This window comes from Variovorax defluvii, from assembly GCF_039541515.1.
GTDB lineage: Bacteria > Pseudomonadota > Gammaproteobacteria > Burkholderiales > Burkholderiaceae_C > Variovorax > Variovorax defluvii.
Genome location: NZ_BAABGJ010000008.1, coordinates 49,112 through 64,247, shown reverse-complemented (window position 1 = coordinate 64,247; position 15,136 = coordinate 49,112). Strand labels below are relative to the sequence as shown.

Annotated in this window: 16 protein-coding genes; 12 read left to right on the top strand and 4 right to left on the bottom strand. The window is 67.0% G+C overall.

Features of this window, described 5'->3' with window-relative positions; translation table 11 throughout:
- The first annotated feature begins 3 nt into the window (after positions 1 to 3).
- From nuoI to ABEA07_RS04100, 9 genes are all read left to right on the top strand, one after another.
- Entirely contained in the window at positions 4 to 522 is a 519-nt protein-coding gene (gene nuoI / locus ABEA07_RS04140) for an NADH-quinone oxidoreductase subunit NuoI (RefSeq protein WP_345536066.1), read from the top strand.
- 40 nt (positions 523 to 562) lie between these two features.
- Complete coding sequence (locus ABEA07_RS04135; RefSeq protein WP_345536065.1) at positions 563 to 1,210, top strand: NADH-quinone oxidoreductase subunit J; 648 nt, start codon at positions 563 to 565, stop codon at positions 1,208 to 1,210.
- The gene (nuoK, locus tag ABEA07_RS04130; RefSeq protein WP_086922746.1) at positions 1,207 to 1,515 is read left to right on the top strand and encodes an NADH-quinone oxidoreductase subunit NuoK; all 309 of its coding nucleotides are present in this window, start codon (positions 1,207 to 1,209) and stop codon (positions 1,513 to 1,515) included. The genes ABEA07_RS04135 and nuoK overlap by 4 nt, the downstream gene beginning before the upstream one ends.
- A gap of 143 nt (positions 1,516 to 1,658) precedes the next feature.
- Positions 1,659 to 3,686, top strand: a complete 2,028-nt coding sequence (gene nuoL / locus ABEA07_RS04125) for an NADH-quinone oxidoreductase subunit L (RefSeq protein WP_345536064.1) — start codon at positions 1,659 to 1,661, stop codon at positions 3,684 to 3,686.
- 21 nt (positions 3,687 to 3,707) lie between these two features.
- Positions 3,708 to 5,183 carry an NADH-quinone oxidoreductase subunit M gene (locus tag ABEA07_RS04120; RefSeq protein WP_345536063.1) on the top strand — a complete coding sequence of 492 codons (1,476 nt, stop codon included), beginning with the start codon at positions 3,708 to 3,710 and terminating at the stop codon, positions 5,181 to 5,183.
- Positions 5,184 to 5,230: 47 nt separating this feature from the next.
- Positions 5,231 to 6,718: an NADH-quinone oxidoreductase subunit NuoN gene (nuoN, locus tag ABEA07_RS04115; RefSeq protein WP_345536062.1), complete on the top strand. Its 1,488-nt coding sequence runs from the start codon at positions 5,231 to 5,233 to the stop codon at positions 6,716 to 6,718.
- Positions 6,719 to 6,743: 25 nt separating this feature from the next.
- Positions 6,744 to 7,052, top strand: a complete 309-nt coding sequence (locus ABEA07_RS04110) for a DUF2818 family protein (protein WP_345536061.1) — start codon at positions 6,744 to 6,746, stop codon at positions 7,050 to 7,052.
- Positions 7,053 to 7,132: 80 nt separating this feature from the next.
- Positions 7,133 to 7,735 (top strand): NUDIX domain-containing protein, encoded by a 603-nt coding sequence (locus ABEA07_RS04105; RefSeq protein WP_425584073.1) that lies wholly within the window; start codon positions 7,133 to 7,135, stop codon positions 7,733 to 7,735.
- Positions 7,736 to 7,743: 8 nt separating this feature from the next.
- The gene (locus tag ABEA07_RS04100) at positions 7,744 to 8,211 is read left to right on the top strand and encodes a DUF1178 family protein (protein WP_345536057.1); all 468 of its coding nucleotides are present in this window, start codon (positions 7,744 to 7,746) and stop codon (positions 8,209 to 8,211) included.
- Here the strand turns inward: ABEA07_RS04100 and ABEA07_RS04095 are convergent.
- Positions 8,192 to 9,148, bottom strand: coding sequence for a LysR family transcriptional regulator (locus tag ABEA07_RS04095; protein WP_345536055.1), 957 nt, complete (start codon positions 9,146 to 9,148; stop codon positions 8,192 to 8,194). The two genes, ABEA07_RS04100 and ABEA07_RS04095, sit on opposite strands and share 20 nt — an antisense overlap.
- A gap of 160 nt (positions 9,149 to 9,308) precedes the next feature.
- Between ABEA07_RS04095 and ABEA07_RS04090 the strand changes: the two genes are divergently transcribed.
- From ABEA07_RS04090 to ABEA07_RS04080, 3 genes are read left to right on the top strand one after another with little or no spacing between them, the layout of a single operon-like run.
- The gene (locus ABEA07_RS04090) at positions 9,309 to 10,427 is read left to right on the top strand and encodes a TauD/TfdA family dioxygenase (RefSeq protein ID WP_345536054.1); all 1,119 of its coding nucleotides are present in this window, start codon (positions 9,309 to 9,311) and stop codon (positions 10,425 to 10,427) included.
- Positions 10,428 to 10,462: 35 nt separating this feature from the next.
- Positions 10,463 to 11,428, top strand: coding sequence for a Bug family tripartite tricarboxylate transporter substrate binding protein (locus ABEA07_RS04085; protein WP_345536053.1), 966 nt, complete (start codon positions 10,463 to 10,465; stop codon positions 11,426 to 11,428).
- A gap of 4 nt (positions 11,429 to 11,432) precedes the next feature.
- Positions 11,433 to 12,314, top strand: coding sequence for an isocitrate lyase/PEP mutase family protein (locus ABEA07_RS04080; protein WP_345536052.1), 882 nt, complete (start codon positions 11,433 to 11,435; stop codon positions 12,312 to 12,314).
- Position 12,315: 1 nt separating this feature from the next.
- Here ABEA07_RS04080 and ABEA07_RS04075 read toward each other — a convergent pair whose 3' ends face one another.
- Genes ABEA07_RS04075 through ABEA07_RS04065 form a run of 3 tightly spaced genes read right to left on the bottom strand, consistent with a single transcriptional unit; the run spans position 12,316 to position 14,977 of the window.
- Positions 12,316 to 13,146 carry a putative hydro-lyase gene (locus ABEA07_RS04075; protein WP_345536050.1) on the bottom strand — a complete coding sequence of 277 codons (831 nt, stop codon included), beginning with the start codon at positions 13,144 to 13,146 and terminating at the stop codon, positions 12,316 to 12,318.
- A gap of 11 nt (positions 13,147 to 13,157) precedes the next feature.
- Entirely contained in the window at positions 13,158 to 14,009 is an 852-nt protein-coding gene (locus tag ABEA07_RS04070) for an HpcH/HpaI aldolase family protein (protein ID WP_345536049.1), read from the bottom strand.
- Positions 14,006 to 14,977, bottom strand: coding sequence for a Bug family tripartite tricarboxylate transporter substrate binding protein (locus tag ABEA07_RS04065; RefSeq protein ID WP_345536047.1), 972 nt, complete (start codon positions 14,975 to 14,977; stop codon positions 14,006 to 14,008). Before ABEA07_RS04065 ends, ABEA07_RS04070 begins: the two co-directional genes overlap by 4 nt.
- Between the last annotated feature and the right edge of the window lie 159 nt (positions 14,978 to 15,136).

The following is a 15,136-nucleotide window of genomic DNA, read 5'->3' as shown; positions in this document are numbered from 1 at the left end:
GCCATGGCTGCGAACACTGTCACGACCAACGCGCCGTTCTCGCTCAAGGACTTCCTGTCCAGCTTCATGCTGGTCGAACTGTTCAAGGGCCTGGCCATCACCGGCAAATACGCCTTCAGCCGCAAGATCACGGTGCAGTTCCCCGAAGAGAAGACGCCGCTGTCGCCGCGCTTCCGCGGCCTGCATGCCCTGCGCCGCTATGAAAACGGCGAAGAGCGCTGCATCGCCTGCAAGCTCTGCGAGGCCGTCTGCCCGGCGCTGGCGATCACCATCGAATCGGATGTGCGCGACGACGGCTCCCGCCGCACGACGCGCTACGACATCGACCTCACCAAGTGCATCTTCTGCGGTTTCTGCGAAGAGAGCTGTCCGGTCGACTCCATCGTCGAGACCCACATCCTCGAGTACCACGGCGAAAAGCGCGGCGACCTGTACTTCACCAAGGACATGCTGCTGGCCGTGGGCGACCGCTACGAAAAAGAAATCGCCGCCAACAAGGCGGCCGACGCCAAGTACCGCTGACGCGGACCGGCCCGATCCCCCGAATAAATCGAAACCGATCATGGACGTCAAGAGCGGTCTGTTCTACCTGTTCGCCGCGGTGCTGCTGTTCGCGGCCTTCCGCGTCATCACCTCGCGCAACCCCGTGTATGCGGCCTTGTACCTGGTGCTCGCCTTCTTCCAGGCCTCTGCCATCTGGCTGCTGCTGCGTGCCGAGTTCCTCGCGATCTCGCTGGTGCTCGTTTACGTCGGCGCGGTGATGGTGCTGTTCCTGTTCGTCGTCATGATGCTCGACATCAACGTCGACGCGCTGCGGCAGGGCTTCTGGAAGCACTTCCCCCTGGCGGCCGCTGTCGGCGCCTTGATCGCGCTCGAAATGGCCGCGGTGCTGATGGGCGGCTTCCGCCTGGCCGAGCCGCGCCAGCCGATGGCCAGCGGTCCGGAAACCTCCAACACGATGGAGCTGGGCAAACTGCTCTACACCGAGTACCTCTACCCGCTGGAGATCGCCGCCGTCATTCTGCTGGTGGCCATCGTCGCCGCCATCGCGCTCACGCTGCGTACGCGCAAGGACAGCAAGTACGTCAATCCGGCCGACCAGGTCCGCGTGAAGGCGCGCGACCGCGTCCGCATCGTGCAGATGCCTGTCACCCGGGCAGCCCAACCCGCGGTCGAGGAATCGGCCGCTGCCGGGGAGACCAAGGCATGACCCTCACGCTCGGACATTTCCTCTCGCTCGGCGCGATGCTCTTCGCGCTGTCGGTGATCGGCATCTTCCTGAACCGCAAGAACCTGATCGTGCTGCTGATGTGCATCGAGCTGATGCTGCTGGCGGTCAACGTCAACTTCGTCGCCTTCTCGTACTTCCTGGGCGACATGCACGGCCAGATCTTCGTGTTCTTCATCCTGACCGTGGCCGCGGCCGAATCGGCGATCGGACTGGCCCTCCTGGTGCTGCTCTTCCGCAACAAGTCGAACATCAACGTCGACGAATTGAATGCGCTAAAAGGATGAACACCCCCAGTCTTCGCGCACTTCGTGTCGCTTCGCCAACCCCCTCCAGGGGGCGCAGCCAGCGGCCCGGCAGAGCCGGTTCCGCGGCTGCCCCCGACTTGGTCAGTGCCGTGGCTTATTAGGCTGTTGAATAGAAGAACCATATGAGCGCAACTCTCTCTGCATCCGCGCTGCTCGCGGTTCCCCTGGCACCGCTTGTCGGCTCCGTGCTCGCCGGCATCCTCGGCACCAAGTTCGGCGGCAACCGCATCGGCCGCGCTGCCTCGCATTCGCTGACCATCCTGGGCGTGTTCATCGCCTTCGTGATCTCGGCCATGACGCTCAAGAGCGTGGCGCTCGACGGCGCCCGCTTCAACGAGACCATCTACGAATGGATGGTGGTCGGCGGCCTCAAGATGGAGGTCGGCTTCCTCATCGATGGCCTCACCGCCATGATGATGTGCGTCGTGACCTTCGTCTCGCTGATGGTGCACATCTACACCATCGGCTACATGGAAGAGGACGAGGGCTACAACCGCTTCTTCGCCTACATCTCGCTCTTCACCTTCTCCATGCTGATGCTGGTGATGAGCAACAACATGCTCCAGCTCTTCTTCGGCTGGGAGGCCGTGGGCCTGGTGTCCTATCTGCTCATCGGCTTCTGGTACAACAAGCCGACCGCCATCTTCGCCAACCTGAAGGCCTTCCTGGTCAACCGCGTGGGCGACTTCGGCTTCATCCTCGGCATCGGCCTCATCGCCGCCTACGCCGGCACGCTGAACTATGGCGAGGCCTTCGCCAGGAGCGGCGAGCTGGCCAGGCTGAGCTTCCCCGGCACCGACTGGATGCTGATCACCGTGATCTGCATCTGCCTGTTCATCGGCGCCATGGGCAAGAGCGCCCAGTTTCCGCTGCACGTGTGGCTGCCCGACTCGATGGAAGGCCCGACCCCGATCTCGGCGCTGATCCACGCGGCCACCATGGTGACCGCCGGCATCTTCATGGTGACGCGCATGTCGCCGCTCTTCGAACTGAGCGACACGGCCCTGAGCTTCGTGCTAGTGATCGGCGCCATCACGGCGCTCTTCATGGGCTTCCTGGGCATCATCCAGAACGATATCAAGCGCGTGGTCGCGTATTCCACGCTGTCTCAGCTGGGCTACATGACGGTGGCGCTGGGCGCCTCGGCCTACTCGGTCGCCGTCTTCCACCTGATGACCCATGCCTTCTTCAAGGCGCTGCTGTTCCTGGGTGCCGGCTCGGTGATCATCGGCATGCACCACAACCAGGACATCCGCTGGATGGGCGGCGTGCGCAAGTACATGCCCATCACCTGGATCACTTCGCTGCTGGGTTCGCTGGCGCTGATCGGCACGCCCTGGTTCTCGGGCTTCTACTCGAAGGACAGCATCATCGAAGCGGTGCATGAAAGCCACCTCTGGGGTGCCGGCTTCGCCTACTGGGCGGTGCTGATCGGCGTGTTCGTCACGGCCTTCTACTCCTTCCGCATGTACTTCCTGGTCTTCCACGGCAAGGAGCGCTACGACCAGAACCCCGACGCGCACCATGACGACCATGGGCACGGCCACGACGACCATCATCACGATCACAAGCCGCACGAGACGCCCTGGGTGGTGTGGGTGCCGCTGGTGCTGCTGGCCATCCCCTCGGTGGTGATCGGCTACCTGACCATCCAGCCGATGCTCTACGGTGAGTTCTTCAAGGACTCGATCTTCGTCGACGCGGCCAGACACCACGCGATGAAGGAACTGGCCGAGGCCTTCCATGGCCCGATGGCGATGGCCCTGCACGGCCTCACCGCGCCGCCGTTCTGGCTCGCGCTGGCCGGCGTGGTGCTGGCCTGGTACATGTACCTCGTCAATCCGGCGCTGCCGGCCGCGATCCAGCGCGCCTTCAGCCCGATCTACAAGCTGCTCGAAAACAAGTACTACATGGACTGGTTCAACGAGCACGTCCTCGCGCGCGGTACGCGCGCCCTGGGCACCGGCCTGTGGAAGGGCGGCGACCAGGGGATCATCGACGGCGCCATCGTCGACGGTTCCTGGAAGACGGTCGGCCGCATTGCCGGGGTGGTGCGCTGGATGCAGTCCGGCTACATCTACCACTACGCCCTGGCCATGCTGCTGGGCATCTTCATCCTCATGACGTATTTCGTCTGGTTCAACAGATAAGCCGCAGGGAGAACAATAAAAATGGGTACGTTGAGCCTTGCCATCTGGGTGCCGATCGTGTTCGGCGCCGTGCTGCTGGCCATCGGTCGCGATCAGCACGCGGGCATCGTGCGCTGGATCGCGCTGGTCGGTTCGATCGTGAGCTTCCTGGCCACGGTGCCGCTGTTCACGCGCTTCCAGAATGGCACCGCCGCGATGCAGTTCGTCGAGAAGGCACCCTGGATCGATCGTTTCAACATCCACTACCACGTCGGCCTGGACGGCCTGTCGCTGTGGCTGGTGCTGCTGACGGCCTTCATCACGGTGATCGTGGTGATCTCGGCCTGGGAAGTGATCACCGAGCGCGTCAACCAGTACATGGGCGCCTTCCTGATCCTCTCGGGCCTGATGATCGGCACCTTCTCGGCGCTGGACGGCATCCTGTTCTACGTTTTCTTCGAGGCCACGCTGATCCCGATGTACCTGATCATCGGCATCTGGGGCGGCCCGAACAAGATCTACGCGGCCTTCAAGTTCTTCATCTACACGCTGCTGGGCTCGCTGCTCACGCTGGTCGCGCTGATCTACCTGTACAACAAGTCGGGTGGCAGCTTCGACATCCTGACATGGCACAAGCTGCCGCTGTCGGGCACCGCGCAGACCCTGCTCTTCTTCGCCTTCTTCGCGGCTTTCGCGGTGAAGGTGCCGATGTGGCCGGTCCATACCTGGCTGCCGGACGTGCACGTCGAGGCGCCCACCGGCGGCTCCGCCGTGCTGGCGGCGATCATGCTGAAGCTCGGCGCCTACGGCTTCCTGCGCTTCTCCATGCCCATCGCGCCCGACGCCGCGCACGAATGGGCGTGGCTCATGATCACGCTGTCGCTGGTCGCGGTGATCTACGTCGGCCTGGTCGCACTGGTCCAGCAGGACATGAAGAAGCTGGTGGCCTACTCGTCGGTGGCCCATATGGGCTTCGTGACGCTCGGCTTCTTCATCTTCAACGAGCTCGGCGTGTCCGGCGGCATCGTCCAGATGATCGCGCACGGCTTCGTCTCCGGCGCCATGTTCCTGTGCATCGGCGTGCTTTACGACCGCGTGCACTCGCGCCAGATCGCGGACTATGGCGGCGTGGTCAACACCATGCCCAAGTTCGCTGCCTTCGCGCTGCTCTTCGCCATGGCCAACTGCGGGCTGCCCGCCACCGCCGGTTTCGTCGGCGAGTGGATGGTGATCATCGGCGCCGTCAAGGCCAACTTCTGGCTGGGCCTGGGGGCCGCCACCGCGCTGATCTTCGGCGCCGCCTACACGCTGTGGATGTACAAGCGCGTCTACCTGGGCCCGGTGGGCAACGACCACGTGAAGGCACTGGACGACATCAACGCCCGCGAATTCCTGATGCTGGCCTTGCTGGCGATCGCCGTGCTGTGGATGGGGTTGTACCCCAAGCCCTTCACCGACGCGAGCAATGCCTCGGTGGCCGAGCTGCTGCGCCACGTGGCCATTTCAAAGCTGCCCTGAGAGCCTGCGAGTCCCAGACTCCGAGTCCCGCCTGATACGAGAACGAGATGATTGACAAACTCAGCTGGATGACGATCTACCCTGAGCTGGTGCTGCTGGTCATGGCCTGCATCATCGCACTGGTCGACCTGTCCACCACCGACACCCATCGCACGCGCACCTACGTGCTGACCCTCCTCACGCTGGCCGTCGTGGCCGTGCTGTCGGGCATGCAGGCCACCGACGCCAAGAGCTACTATGGCTTCGGCGGGATGGTGGTGAGCGACTCGATGGGCAACTGGCTCAAGTGCTTCGCCAGCCTGGCGCTGATGGTCACGCTGGTCTACGGCCGGCCCTATGCCGCCGACCGCGGCATGCTGCGCGGCGGCGAGATGTTCACCATGAGCATGTTCGCGCTGCTGGGCATGTTCGTCATGATCTCCGGCGCCAACTTCCTGGTGATCTACCTGGGCCTGGAACTGCTCACGCTGTCGAGCTACGCGCTGGTGGCGCTGCGGCGCGACAACGCGGTGGCCAGCGAGGCGGCCATGAAGTATTTCGTTCTCGGCGCCATGGCCAGCGGCTTCCTGCTGTACGGCTTGTCGATGATGTACGGTGCCACGGGCTCGCTCGACACCACCGAGGTCTTCAAGGCCATTGCCAGCCGCAAGGTCAACCACCAGGTGCTGGTGTTCGGCCTCGTGTTCATCGTGGCGGGCCTGGCCTTCAAGATCGGCGCGGCGCCGTTCCACATGTGGGTGCCCGACGTCTACCAGGGCGCGCCCACGGCCATCACCCTGATGATCGGCGCGGCGCCCGAGCTGGCGGCCTTTGCCATCATCATCCGCCTGCTGGTGGAAGGGCTGCTCCCGCTGGCCATCGACTGGCAGCAGATGCTGGCGCTGCTGGCCATCGCCTCGCTGCTGGTGGGCAACCTGGCGGCCATCGCGCAGACCAACCTCAAGCGCATGCTGGCCTACTCGACCATTTCGCAGATGGGCTTCATGCTGCTGGGCCTGATCGCGGGCGTGGTCAACAACAGCACCTACAACGCCCAGTTCGCCTACAGCGCCGCGATGTTCTACATCGTGACCTACGTGCTGACCACGCTGGCGAGCTTCGGCATCATCCTGCTCCTGGCGCGCGAGGGCTTCGAGAGCGAGGAGATCACCGACCTGGCCGGCCTCAACCAGCGCAGCCCGCTGTACGCCGGCGTGATGGCGATCGCCATGTTCTCGCTGGCCGGCATTCCGCCGCTGGTGGGCTTCTACGCCAAGCTGGCGGTGCTCCAGGCGCTGATCGCGTCGGGGCAGGGGATGTACATCGCGCTGGCCGTGTTCGCCGTCGTGATGTCGCTGATCGGCGCCTTCTACTACATCCGCGTGGTCAAGGTGATGTACTTCGACGCGCCTGTGACGGCCAGCACCGTCTCCGCACCGCGAGACGTGCGCACGGTGCTGACGCTCAATGGCGCGCTGATCCTGATCCTGGGCATCGTGCCGGGCGGCCTGATGGCGCTGTGCGCCGACGCCATCGTGGCGACGCTGGCCGGCTGAAGCGGGCCAGCGCCGCGCCGTCGCCGTGTCGCAGAGTGCGTCCGTCTGGCTGGTTTTGCTGGTTGCGCTGCTGGCGGCCAATTTGCCTTTCCTGAACGAGCGCCTGCTCGGCGTGGTGCCGCTCGGGGCCAGGCCGAAGAAGTCCCTGGGACTGCGGCTGCTGGAACTGGTGATCCTCTATTTCCTGGCCGGGGGCATCGGGCTCCTCTTCGAGCGCCGCGCCGGCCAGATCGCGCCGCAGGGCTGGGAGTTCTACGCCGTCACCGGCGCCCTGTTCCTGGTGCTGGCCTTCCCGGGCTTCACTTGGCGCTATCTCCTCAAGCACAGGAACTGACATGGACCCCCACACTCATCACTTCGTGTATTCGCCGCCCCCCGAGGGGGCGAAGGCCCCTCTTGGGGCGGCCCGGCGGGATGCCTGACATGGACGACGCACATCTGAGGGAAGAGGGCACCGCGAGCGAGTTGCTCTTCAAGGGCAACTTCCTCCACGCCAGGCGCGACACCGTCCGCCTGCCGGACGGCAAGAGCGCCACGCGCGAGTACATCGTGCATCCCGGCGCCGTGGTGGTGGTGCCCTTGCTGGACGATGGGCGGGTGGCCATGGTGCGCCAGTACCGCTACCCCATCGAGCGCGTGATGACCGAATTCCCGGCCGGCAAGCTCGACGAGGGCGAGGACCCGCTCTACTGCGGCCAGCGTGAGCTGCTGGAGGAAACCGGCTACAGCGCCCGCGAATGGGCGCATGCGGGCGCCATGCACCTCGCGGTGGCCTATTCGACCGAGATCATCCACATCTACTTCGCCCGCGGCCTCACCAAGGGCGAGCAGCAGCTCGACCACGAGGAGTTCGTGGAGGTCTGCACCGCCACGCCGTCACAGCTCCAGGCCTGGTGCCGCGACGGCACCGTGACGGATGCGAAAACCCTGACGTGTACGCTTTGGTTGCATAACGTCATGTCCGGGGCCTGGACCTTGGCCTGGAAGCAACACGCAGGGGTCGCAGGGGGCCGATAATCCGCCCCATGAAGGTCCTTAACCTGCAATGCGCGCACGGCCATGGCTTCGAGGGCTGGTTCGCGTCCAATACCGAATTCGAAACTCAGATGGCCGGGGGGCTCGTGTCTTGTCCGATGTGTGGCGACACCACCATCACCAAGCTGCTGACGGCGCCGCGGTTGAACCTGAGCAATGCCAAGCCGCCCGCCGAGCCCAAGGCGCAGCCCGCGCAGGCGCCGGAGGCCGCCGCAGCGGACGCGCCGAACGACTCACCCGAGGCGGTCTGGATGCGCACCATGCGCGAAGCCCTTTCCAAGGCCGAGGATGTCGGACGGAACTTCGCCGAGGAAGCCCGCAAGATGCACTACGGCGATGCCGAGGTGCGCAGCATCCGCGGTGAGGCCACCGTGGAGGAAGCCCGGGAACTGGCGGAAGAGGGCGTCCCCTTCCTGTCGTTGTCGCTGCCGCCGCCGCTCAAGGAAACGCTGCAGTAATCAGGGGCGCCGCCGGCTGCATGGCCAGCCTGGCCTCGGCCAGAGCCGCCCGCAGTGCCTCGGTCCAGGCTTGGTGCAGCCGGTCGTTCACGTCGCCGGAACGCCGAACGGCGCAGATGTCGAAGTGCGGGCCGTCCTTTCCCAGCGGGATGACGCGCACCGGGTACTGCGCGAACAGCGCGCGATTCAACACCTGCAGCACCGAAAAGCCCAGACCCGCATGCACCATCGCGACGATCGCGGCGGCGCTGTCCAGCTCCATCAGGCTGCGCTTCTGCGGAACCATCCCGCGCACGAAGCGCGTGGCCATCGCGCCGGTGGTGGTGGCGCGGTTGTACCGGATCCAGTCGAGCGAGCGCATCAGCTCCGGCAGGCGCGCGCGTTCGCGCGCCGCTGAGGACGCGACGCCGCGCCCCGGCTCCCCGTTCGGCGGCGCGATGAAGACCAGCTCGCAGCGAACCAGGGGCGTCCATTCCAGCCCGCTCGGTGCGCCGCTGGCGGGACGGGCGACGAGGGCGGCGTCCAGCTGGCCGGCGCGAACCGCCTCCGTCAACTCCATGCTCGTTCCGCGCCGCAGCGCGATCTGCAGTCCGGGATAAAAGCGCCGGGTGTGGGTGATCGCCGGCGGCAGCAGCAGAGGCTGCAGCAGCTCGATCATGCCGATCTTCAGATGGCCGGCGACGCGGGTCGGTGTGCGGTGGCGCAGGGTCTGCAATGCGTCCAGCGCAGGCTGCATGGTGCCGACCAGTTCCAGCGCGGCCGGCGTCGCGCGCACCTGTTGGCCCGAGCGGTCGAAAAGCGGGCGTCCCAGGTACCGCTCGAGCTGCTTCATCTGCATGCTCACCGCGCTGGGTGTCAGGTGCATGGCCTGGGCGGCGGCGGCGAAGCTGCCTCCGCGAACCACCGCGTCGAGGGTGCGGAAGGCGTCGATCTTCATCAGAGTTTTTGATGTGCAGGGACAAATATAGTCACTTTTTCTTGAGGCCCGGCGTCCCTAGACTTGCCGGCATGCCCCGAAGCGAGTCGTCCGGATCGTCGGACTCACCGGTTCGTGCGAGGGGCAATCACTGCCAACTGCCCACGGAGACCGACCTCACATGACCACCCCCGATCAAGGCTGGCGCGCCGCCGAAGCCGCTGCCGACACGACCTGGATCCACCGCCTGAGCCCCGAGGCCGTCGCCGGCTTCGACGCCGCCCTGCAGCATGCCAGGCGCCTGGGCAAGCCGCTGGTGGAGATGACGCAGGACGACTTCCCGCTGCCGCCGGTCTCGGTCGAGGCGCTGCAGGCGGCCCTGGCATGCACGCAAGGCCCCTGGGGCATGTGCCAGCTCAAGGGCTTTCCGGTCGAGCGCTGGAGCGAGGACGAGGCCCGTACCGCCTACTGGGGCCTGGGCCTCTACCTCGGCGTGGCGCGCACGCAGAACAAGGCGAGCGACATCCTCAACGACGTGCGCGATGCCGGCGGCAGCTACAAGGTGACCAACGGCCGCGGCTACAACACCAACGCGCAGCTCGACTTCCACTGCGACTCCTGCGACGTGGTCGCGCTGCTGTGCCGCCGGACGGCCAAGGAAGGCGGCGCCAGCAAGATCGTCAGCTCGAAGGCGCTGGTGGCCGAGTTCGCCCGCCGCCGTCCCGACCTGGTGGAGACCCTGCGAGGCGTCTTCTACTACAGCTACCAGGGCGCGCAGGACCCGGCGCAGCCGCCGTACTACACCATCCCGCTGCTCGGCAGCGCCGATGCGCCCTTCGCCTTCCGCATCAACCGGAAGAACGTCAATGCCGCGCAGCGCGATTTTCCGGAGGTGCCTCGCCTCAGCGCCGCGCAAACGCAGGCGCTGGACCTGATCGACGAACTGCTCGAGGACCCCGCGCTGCTGTTCTCCATGTGGTTCGAGAAGGGCGACCTCCAACTGCTCAACAACTACACCGTCGTGCACTCGCGCACCAGCTTCGTCGACCACGAGGAAGTCGATCAGAAGCGCCACCTGCTGCGCCTGTGGCTGGCCGTGCCCAGCTCCCAGCAGCTGCCGGCGGACTGGGCGCCGTACTACGGCGACGACCGTGCCGGCTCGGTGCGCGGCGGACTGCGCGGCAGCCACCGCACCCAGGCCTTCGAGGACTTCGAGATCCGACAGGCGCAGCGCATGAACATGCCGCGCAAGCCTTTCGTCGCGCCCGGGCGGCGCGAGCCTGCCGCCGAGGCGGCCTGAGTCCCGCTGCACCGCGTCAAGACCCGGAGACAACGATGAAGCGACGACATTTCTTGCGCCTGGCCACACCCCTGGGCCTCGGCGCACTTCACATGAACGGCTGGGCCCAGGGCCCCACGCAGGCGGTGCGCATGCAGGTCGGCGCCACGCCCGGCGGCGGCACCGACATCGTCGCGCGCGCGCTCGCGCAGGCCATGGAAGCGGAACTGCGGCGCAGCGTGGTCGTGGAGAACAAGCCCGGCGCCGGCGGCAACATCGCGGCCTCTGCCGTGGCGCAGGCCAGCGGCGATCCGAACCTGCTGCTGCTGGCCTACACCAGCCACGCGATCAACCCGGCCATCGGCATCAAGCAGAATTTCGACCCGCTGAAGGACTTCACGCCCCTGAGCCTGGTCGCCACCTCGCCATTGCTGCTGGTGTGCCACCCCGACCTGCCGGTCAAGAGCACGGGCGAGCTCATCGCGTACGCGCGCCGCAATCCCGGCAAGCTCAGCATCGCCGGTGCCGGGCTGGGCAGCGCCAGCCAGCTCTCCGGCGAAATGCTCAAGGCACAGGCCAGGCTGGACATCGTGAGCGTGCCCTACAAGGGCGCGGCGCCGGCGGTGCAGGACATGCTGGGCGGCCAGGTCCAGCTGATGCTGTCCAACGTGGCCACCGTGCGGCCCTTTCTCGAAAGCAGGAAGCTCAAGGCGCTCGGTGTCAGCACCAAGGAGCGGCTCGCCGCCTACCCCGAGGCCGCGCCCATCGCCCAGGTGCTTCCGGACTTCGACTTCCGCACCTGGTACGGCGTGCTGGCGCCCCAGGGCCTGAAGGCGGAAGACGCGAAAACGCTCGAGCAGGTCGCCATCAAGGCAGGCCGATCCGACCTCGTGAAGCAGCGGCTGGAGCACGAAGGGTTGGAACCCGTGGGCAACAGCAGCGCCCAGTTCAAGGCCTTCATCGACGCCGAACTCAAGCGCTGGGCGGCCGTGGCCAAGGCCACCGGCGTGCGTGTGAGCTGATCGCATGCGACTTGAAGACACGACCCGGACCCTCAAGGCCCGCCTGCAGGCCGGCGGCGCGGTGCTCGCCCCCGGCGTCTACGACCCGTTCTCCGCCCTTGTCGCCACCCAGTCCGGCTTCGAGGCGCTGTACCTCTCGGGTGCCGCGGTGGCCTACACCTCGCATGGCCGATCCGACGTGGGCCTGACCACGGCGACCGAAACGGCCGACGTCCTCGGCCGCATCACCGACCGCGTGGACACGCCCGTCATCGTGGACGGCGACACCGGCTACGGCAACGCCCTCAACACCCAGCGCACCGTGCGCCTGTTCGAGCGCGCCGGCGCCTCGGCCATCCAGCTGGAAGACCAGGGCTTTCCCAAGCGCTGCGGCCACCTGGACGACAAGGCGGTCATCCCGCAGGCCGAGATGTGCGGCAAGCTCAAGGCCGCACTCGACGCGCGAACGCGCGAGGACACGCTCATCATCGCCCGCACCGACGCGGTGGCCATCGAGGGGCTCGATGCCGCCCTGGCGCGCGCCGAGGCCTACCTGGCCTGCGGCGTCGACGTGCTCTTCATCGAAGCGCTGCGCAGTCCGCAGGACATGCAGTGCGCCTGCCGGCAGTTCGAAGGCCGCGTGCCCCTGCTGGCCAACATGGTGGAAGGCGGCAAGACGCCGCTGCAGTCGGCCGGCGAACTGGGCGAGATGGGCTTTCGCATCGTCATCTTCCCGGGTGGCGTGGTGCGCTTCCTCGGCGCGCAGATGAAGCGCTACTTCGATTCGCTGCACGCGAGCGGCAGCACCAACGCCATGCGGGCCGAGATGCTGGACTTCGACGGCCTCAACGCCGTGATCGGCACGCCCGAGCTGCTGGCCCGCGGCAAGCGCTACCAGCAGGGTTGAACTAGAGCCCGGTCCGGTGCGCGCTCACGCGCAGGTCGGTCGCGAACAGGTGTCCGGTCGCGTGCGTGATCATTTCCGGCACGCCCGAGGCCACCGCGACGGCCTGCGGCGTCACGCCGCAGCCCCACCATACCGGCACCTCGTGCGGCCCCACCTCGTTGACCTTCCCGCTGTGGATCCTGGCCATGTCGGGAATGCCGATCTCCGCGCCGTCGCCCACGTGCACCGGCGAGCCATGGGCGATCGGGTACTGCGAGGTGATCTCGACCGCGCGTACCAGCAGCGTCTTCGGAATAGGCCGCATGCTCACGATCATGTTGCCGCGGAACATGCCCGCCGGTCGGCAGGCGATGTTGCTTTCGTAGACCGCGATGCGGCCGGTGCCGCTCTGCAGGTGGCGCAGGTCGATCCCGCCATCCAGCATCGCCTGGTCGAAGGAGACGCTGCAGCCCATGAGGAAGCCCACGTGGTTCTTGCGCCACAGCGTGCGCAGGTCGCGAACTTCCTCGGCAAGCTGCCCGTCGCGGAACACGCGGTAGCGCGACACGTCGGTGCGCAGGTCGCCCGAGGGCGCCGACTGGCGCGGCACCGGGTCGCCGGGCTCCAGCACTTCCACGAGCGGGCAGGGCTTGGGGTTGCGCAGGCAGAAGCGCAGGAAGTCGAAGGCGAAGCGCTCGGGCACGATCGCCACGTTGGCCTGGATGTAGCCGCGTGCCATGCCCACGGTCGGGCCGTCCCAGCGGCCCTCGCGAATCGCCCCGCGTACCTCGCGCGGGTGGGCGTCGCGCAACTGGTCGCGTTCGGTGATCCGGGAGGCCGAAGCTGTCTGCATCGTGAAGGTTCTCAAGCTGAAGCGGGTCGCCGGCGCTGCGCCATCGCGCCGAAGAAGGCGGCCCGCTCGCGTGCGCGGTTCACCAGCATGCTCAGGTCGTTCTCGGTCAGCACCACTTGCGCGCCGAGTCCGAGGACCGCTTCCCATTGCGCATCGCGGCCCACGCCGCCCACGCCGAAGGCCTTGCCGTGCGCGCGCGCCGCCGCCGCGATGCGTTCCAGCGCCGCCACGTAGCGCGGGTGGTCGTAGCCGCCGGGCAGGCCCATGTCGAATACCAGGTCGCTGCTGCCGACGAAGAGCACGTCGGTGCCCGGCACCGCCGCGATCTCGTGCACGGCTTCGACGGCCGCCTCGCTCTCGATCATCAGCATCGTCACCGACTCCTGGTTGAAGCGGCGGCTCGCCTCGGCCAGTGGAATGCCGTAGCCGAACTGCGGAATGGACCCCGGCACCGACAGCACGCCCTCGGGCGGATACTTCGCCGCCCGGCTGGCGCGGCGTGCTTCGCCGCTCGAGTTGACGTGCGGCACCACCACGCCCAGCACGCCGTTGGTGAGCCAGCTCGCGATCTCCGCCTCGTCGTTGCGGCGCACCCGTGCGAAAGGCAGAAGCCCGGCGCGCAACGCGCCCAGCGCGATGTCGTAGGCGAGATGCGGCGTCATCGGGCTGTGCTCGTTGTCCAGCATCAGCCAGCCGTAGCCGCAGTCCTTGAGGATGGCGCCGATCTCGGGCGTGCGCGAATGCCGCACGTTGCAGCCCAGCAGCAGCTCGCCCCGCGCCAGGCGCTCCTTGAACGCCGTGCCGACCGCGGGGTGACCGCTCATCGAGGGCGCCGGCAGCGGCAAGGAGGTCGCGGCCGTCATTGCGCCTCGATCTTGGCGTCGTCGATGATGCGCTTGTAGCGCGCGGTGTCCTCCACCACCCGCGTGCGCAGGCCTTCGGGCGTGGTGGTGACGACGTCCATGCCCAGGCCGCGCAGGCGCTCCGCCACCGCGGGCTCCTGCAGGATCTTCACCACTTCCTGGTTCAGCCGCTCGACCACCGGCTTGGGCGTGCCGGCCGGCGCGAAGAGGGCGTACCAGGTGTCCAGCACCACCGGCGGAAAGCCGGCTTCGGCCATGGTCGGGATGTCCGGCGCCACGCTGCTGCGCGCGGCGGAGGTCACGGCCAGCGCACGCAGTTGTCCTGCCTGCACCGCGGGGAGGGCGGAGGCCATGTTGTCGAAGCTCATCGGCACGTGTCCCGCGATCAGGTCGCTGCGCAGCGGGCCGCTGCCCTTGTAGGGAACGTGCACCAGGTTCAGGCCCGTGAGCTTCTTGAAGCGTTCGCCCGCCAGGTGGCCACCGCCGCCGGTGCTGGCGGAGCCGAAGCTCACGCCGTCCTTCTGGCCGGCGATGTACTGCAGCAGCGACTTTCCATCCGTGGCCGCGACTTTCGGGTTGACCACCAGCAGCAGGGGCGCGGCCGCCACCATGGTGATCGGCTCGAAATCCTTCACCGGGTCGTGGCGCGTTTCCTTGAAGAGCAGGTTGTTGGTGCCGTGCGTGCTCTGCGTGCCCATGATCAGCGTGTAGCCGTCCGCCGGCTGCGTGGCGACGTAGTGGGCCCCGATGTTGCCTGCCGCACCGCCCTTCGATTCGACCACGACCGGCTGTCCCAGCGCTTGCGCCAGGCGGTCGCTGATCACGCGCGACACGATCTCGACACTGCCGCCGGGCGGGTAGGGCACGATGATGCGGATCGGTTTGTCGGGGTAGGCCGCGCCGGCGGCGCTCGCGATGCAGACAATTGCGGCGGCGATGCAGCGCCTGAACAGCGGGCTCGGATTCACGAACGGAACTCCTGTGGAAACGGTGGGCGAACCGGTCCGGATGCGACGGACTGCACGCATCCCGACCCCTGCGCCGAATGGTAGGAACGCGCGGCCGCGCGCTGAATTCACATCCGCCGGGGGCATCGTTCAGCCTGCCTGAACGCTGCCGGCCACGAG

Excerpts from the sequence above, each read along its gene's own strand:
- nuoI (WP_345536066.1), top strand. The coding sequence starts at position 4 with ATGGCTGCGAACACTGTCACGACCAACGCGCCGTTCTCGCTCAAGGAC.
- ABEA07_RS04135 (WP_345536065.1), top strand. The coding sequence starts at position 563 with ATGGACGTCAAGAGCGGTCTGTTCTACCTGTTCGCCGCGGTGCTGCTG.
- nuoK (WP_086922746.1), top strand. The coding sequence starts at position 1,207 with ATGACCCTCACGCTCGGACATTTCCTCTCGCTCGGCGCGATGCTCTTC.
- nuoL (WP_345536064.1), top strand. The coding sequence starts at position 1,659 with ATGAGCGCAACTCTCTCTGCATCCGCGCTGCTCGCGGTTCCCCTGGCA.
- ABEA07_RS04120 (WP_345536063.1), top strand. The coding sequence starts at position 3,708 with ATGGGTACGTTGAGCCTTGCCATCTGGGTGCCGATCGTGTTCGGCGCC.
- nuoN (WP_345536062.1), top strand. The coding sequence starts at position 5,231 with ATGATTGACAAACTCAGCTGGATGACGATCTACCCTGAGCTGGTGCTG.
- ABEA07_RS04105 (WP_425584073.1), top strand. The coding sequence starts at position 7,133 with ATGCCTGACATGGACGACGCACATCTGAGGGAAGAGGGCACCGCGAGC.
- ABEA07_RS04100 (WP_345536057.1), top strand. The coding sequence starts at position 7,744 with ATGAAGGTCCTTAACCTGCAATGCGCGCACGGCCATGGCTTCGAGGGC.
- ABEA07_RS04095 (WP_345536055.1), bottom strand. The coding sequence starts at position 9,148 with ATGAAGATCGACGCCTTCCGCACCCTCGACGCGGTGGTTCGCGGAGGC.
- ABEA07_RS04090 (WP_345536054.1), top strand. The coding sequence starts at position 9,309 with ATGACCACCCCCGATCAAGGCTGGCGCGCCGCCGAAGCCGCTGCCGAC.
- ABEA07_RS04085 (WP_345536053.1), top strand. The coding sequence starts at position 10,463 with ATGAAGCGACGACATTTCTTGCGCCTGGCCACACCCCTGGGCCTCGGC.
- ABEA07_RS04080 (WP_345536052.1), top strand. The coding sequence starts at position 11,433 with ATGCGACTTGAAGACACGACCCGGACCCTCAAGGCCCGCCTGCAGGCC.
- ABEA07_RS04075 (WP_345536050.1), bottom strand. The coding sequence starts at position 13,146 with ATGCAGACAGCTTCGGCCTCCCGGATCACCGAACGCGACCAGTTGCGC.
- ABEA07_RS04070 (WP_345536049.1), bottom strand. The coding sequence starts at position 14,009 with ATGACGGCCGCGACCTCCTTGCCGCTGCCGGCGCCCTCGATGAGCGGT.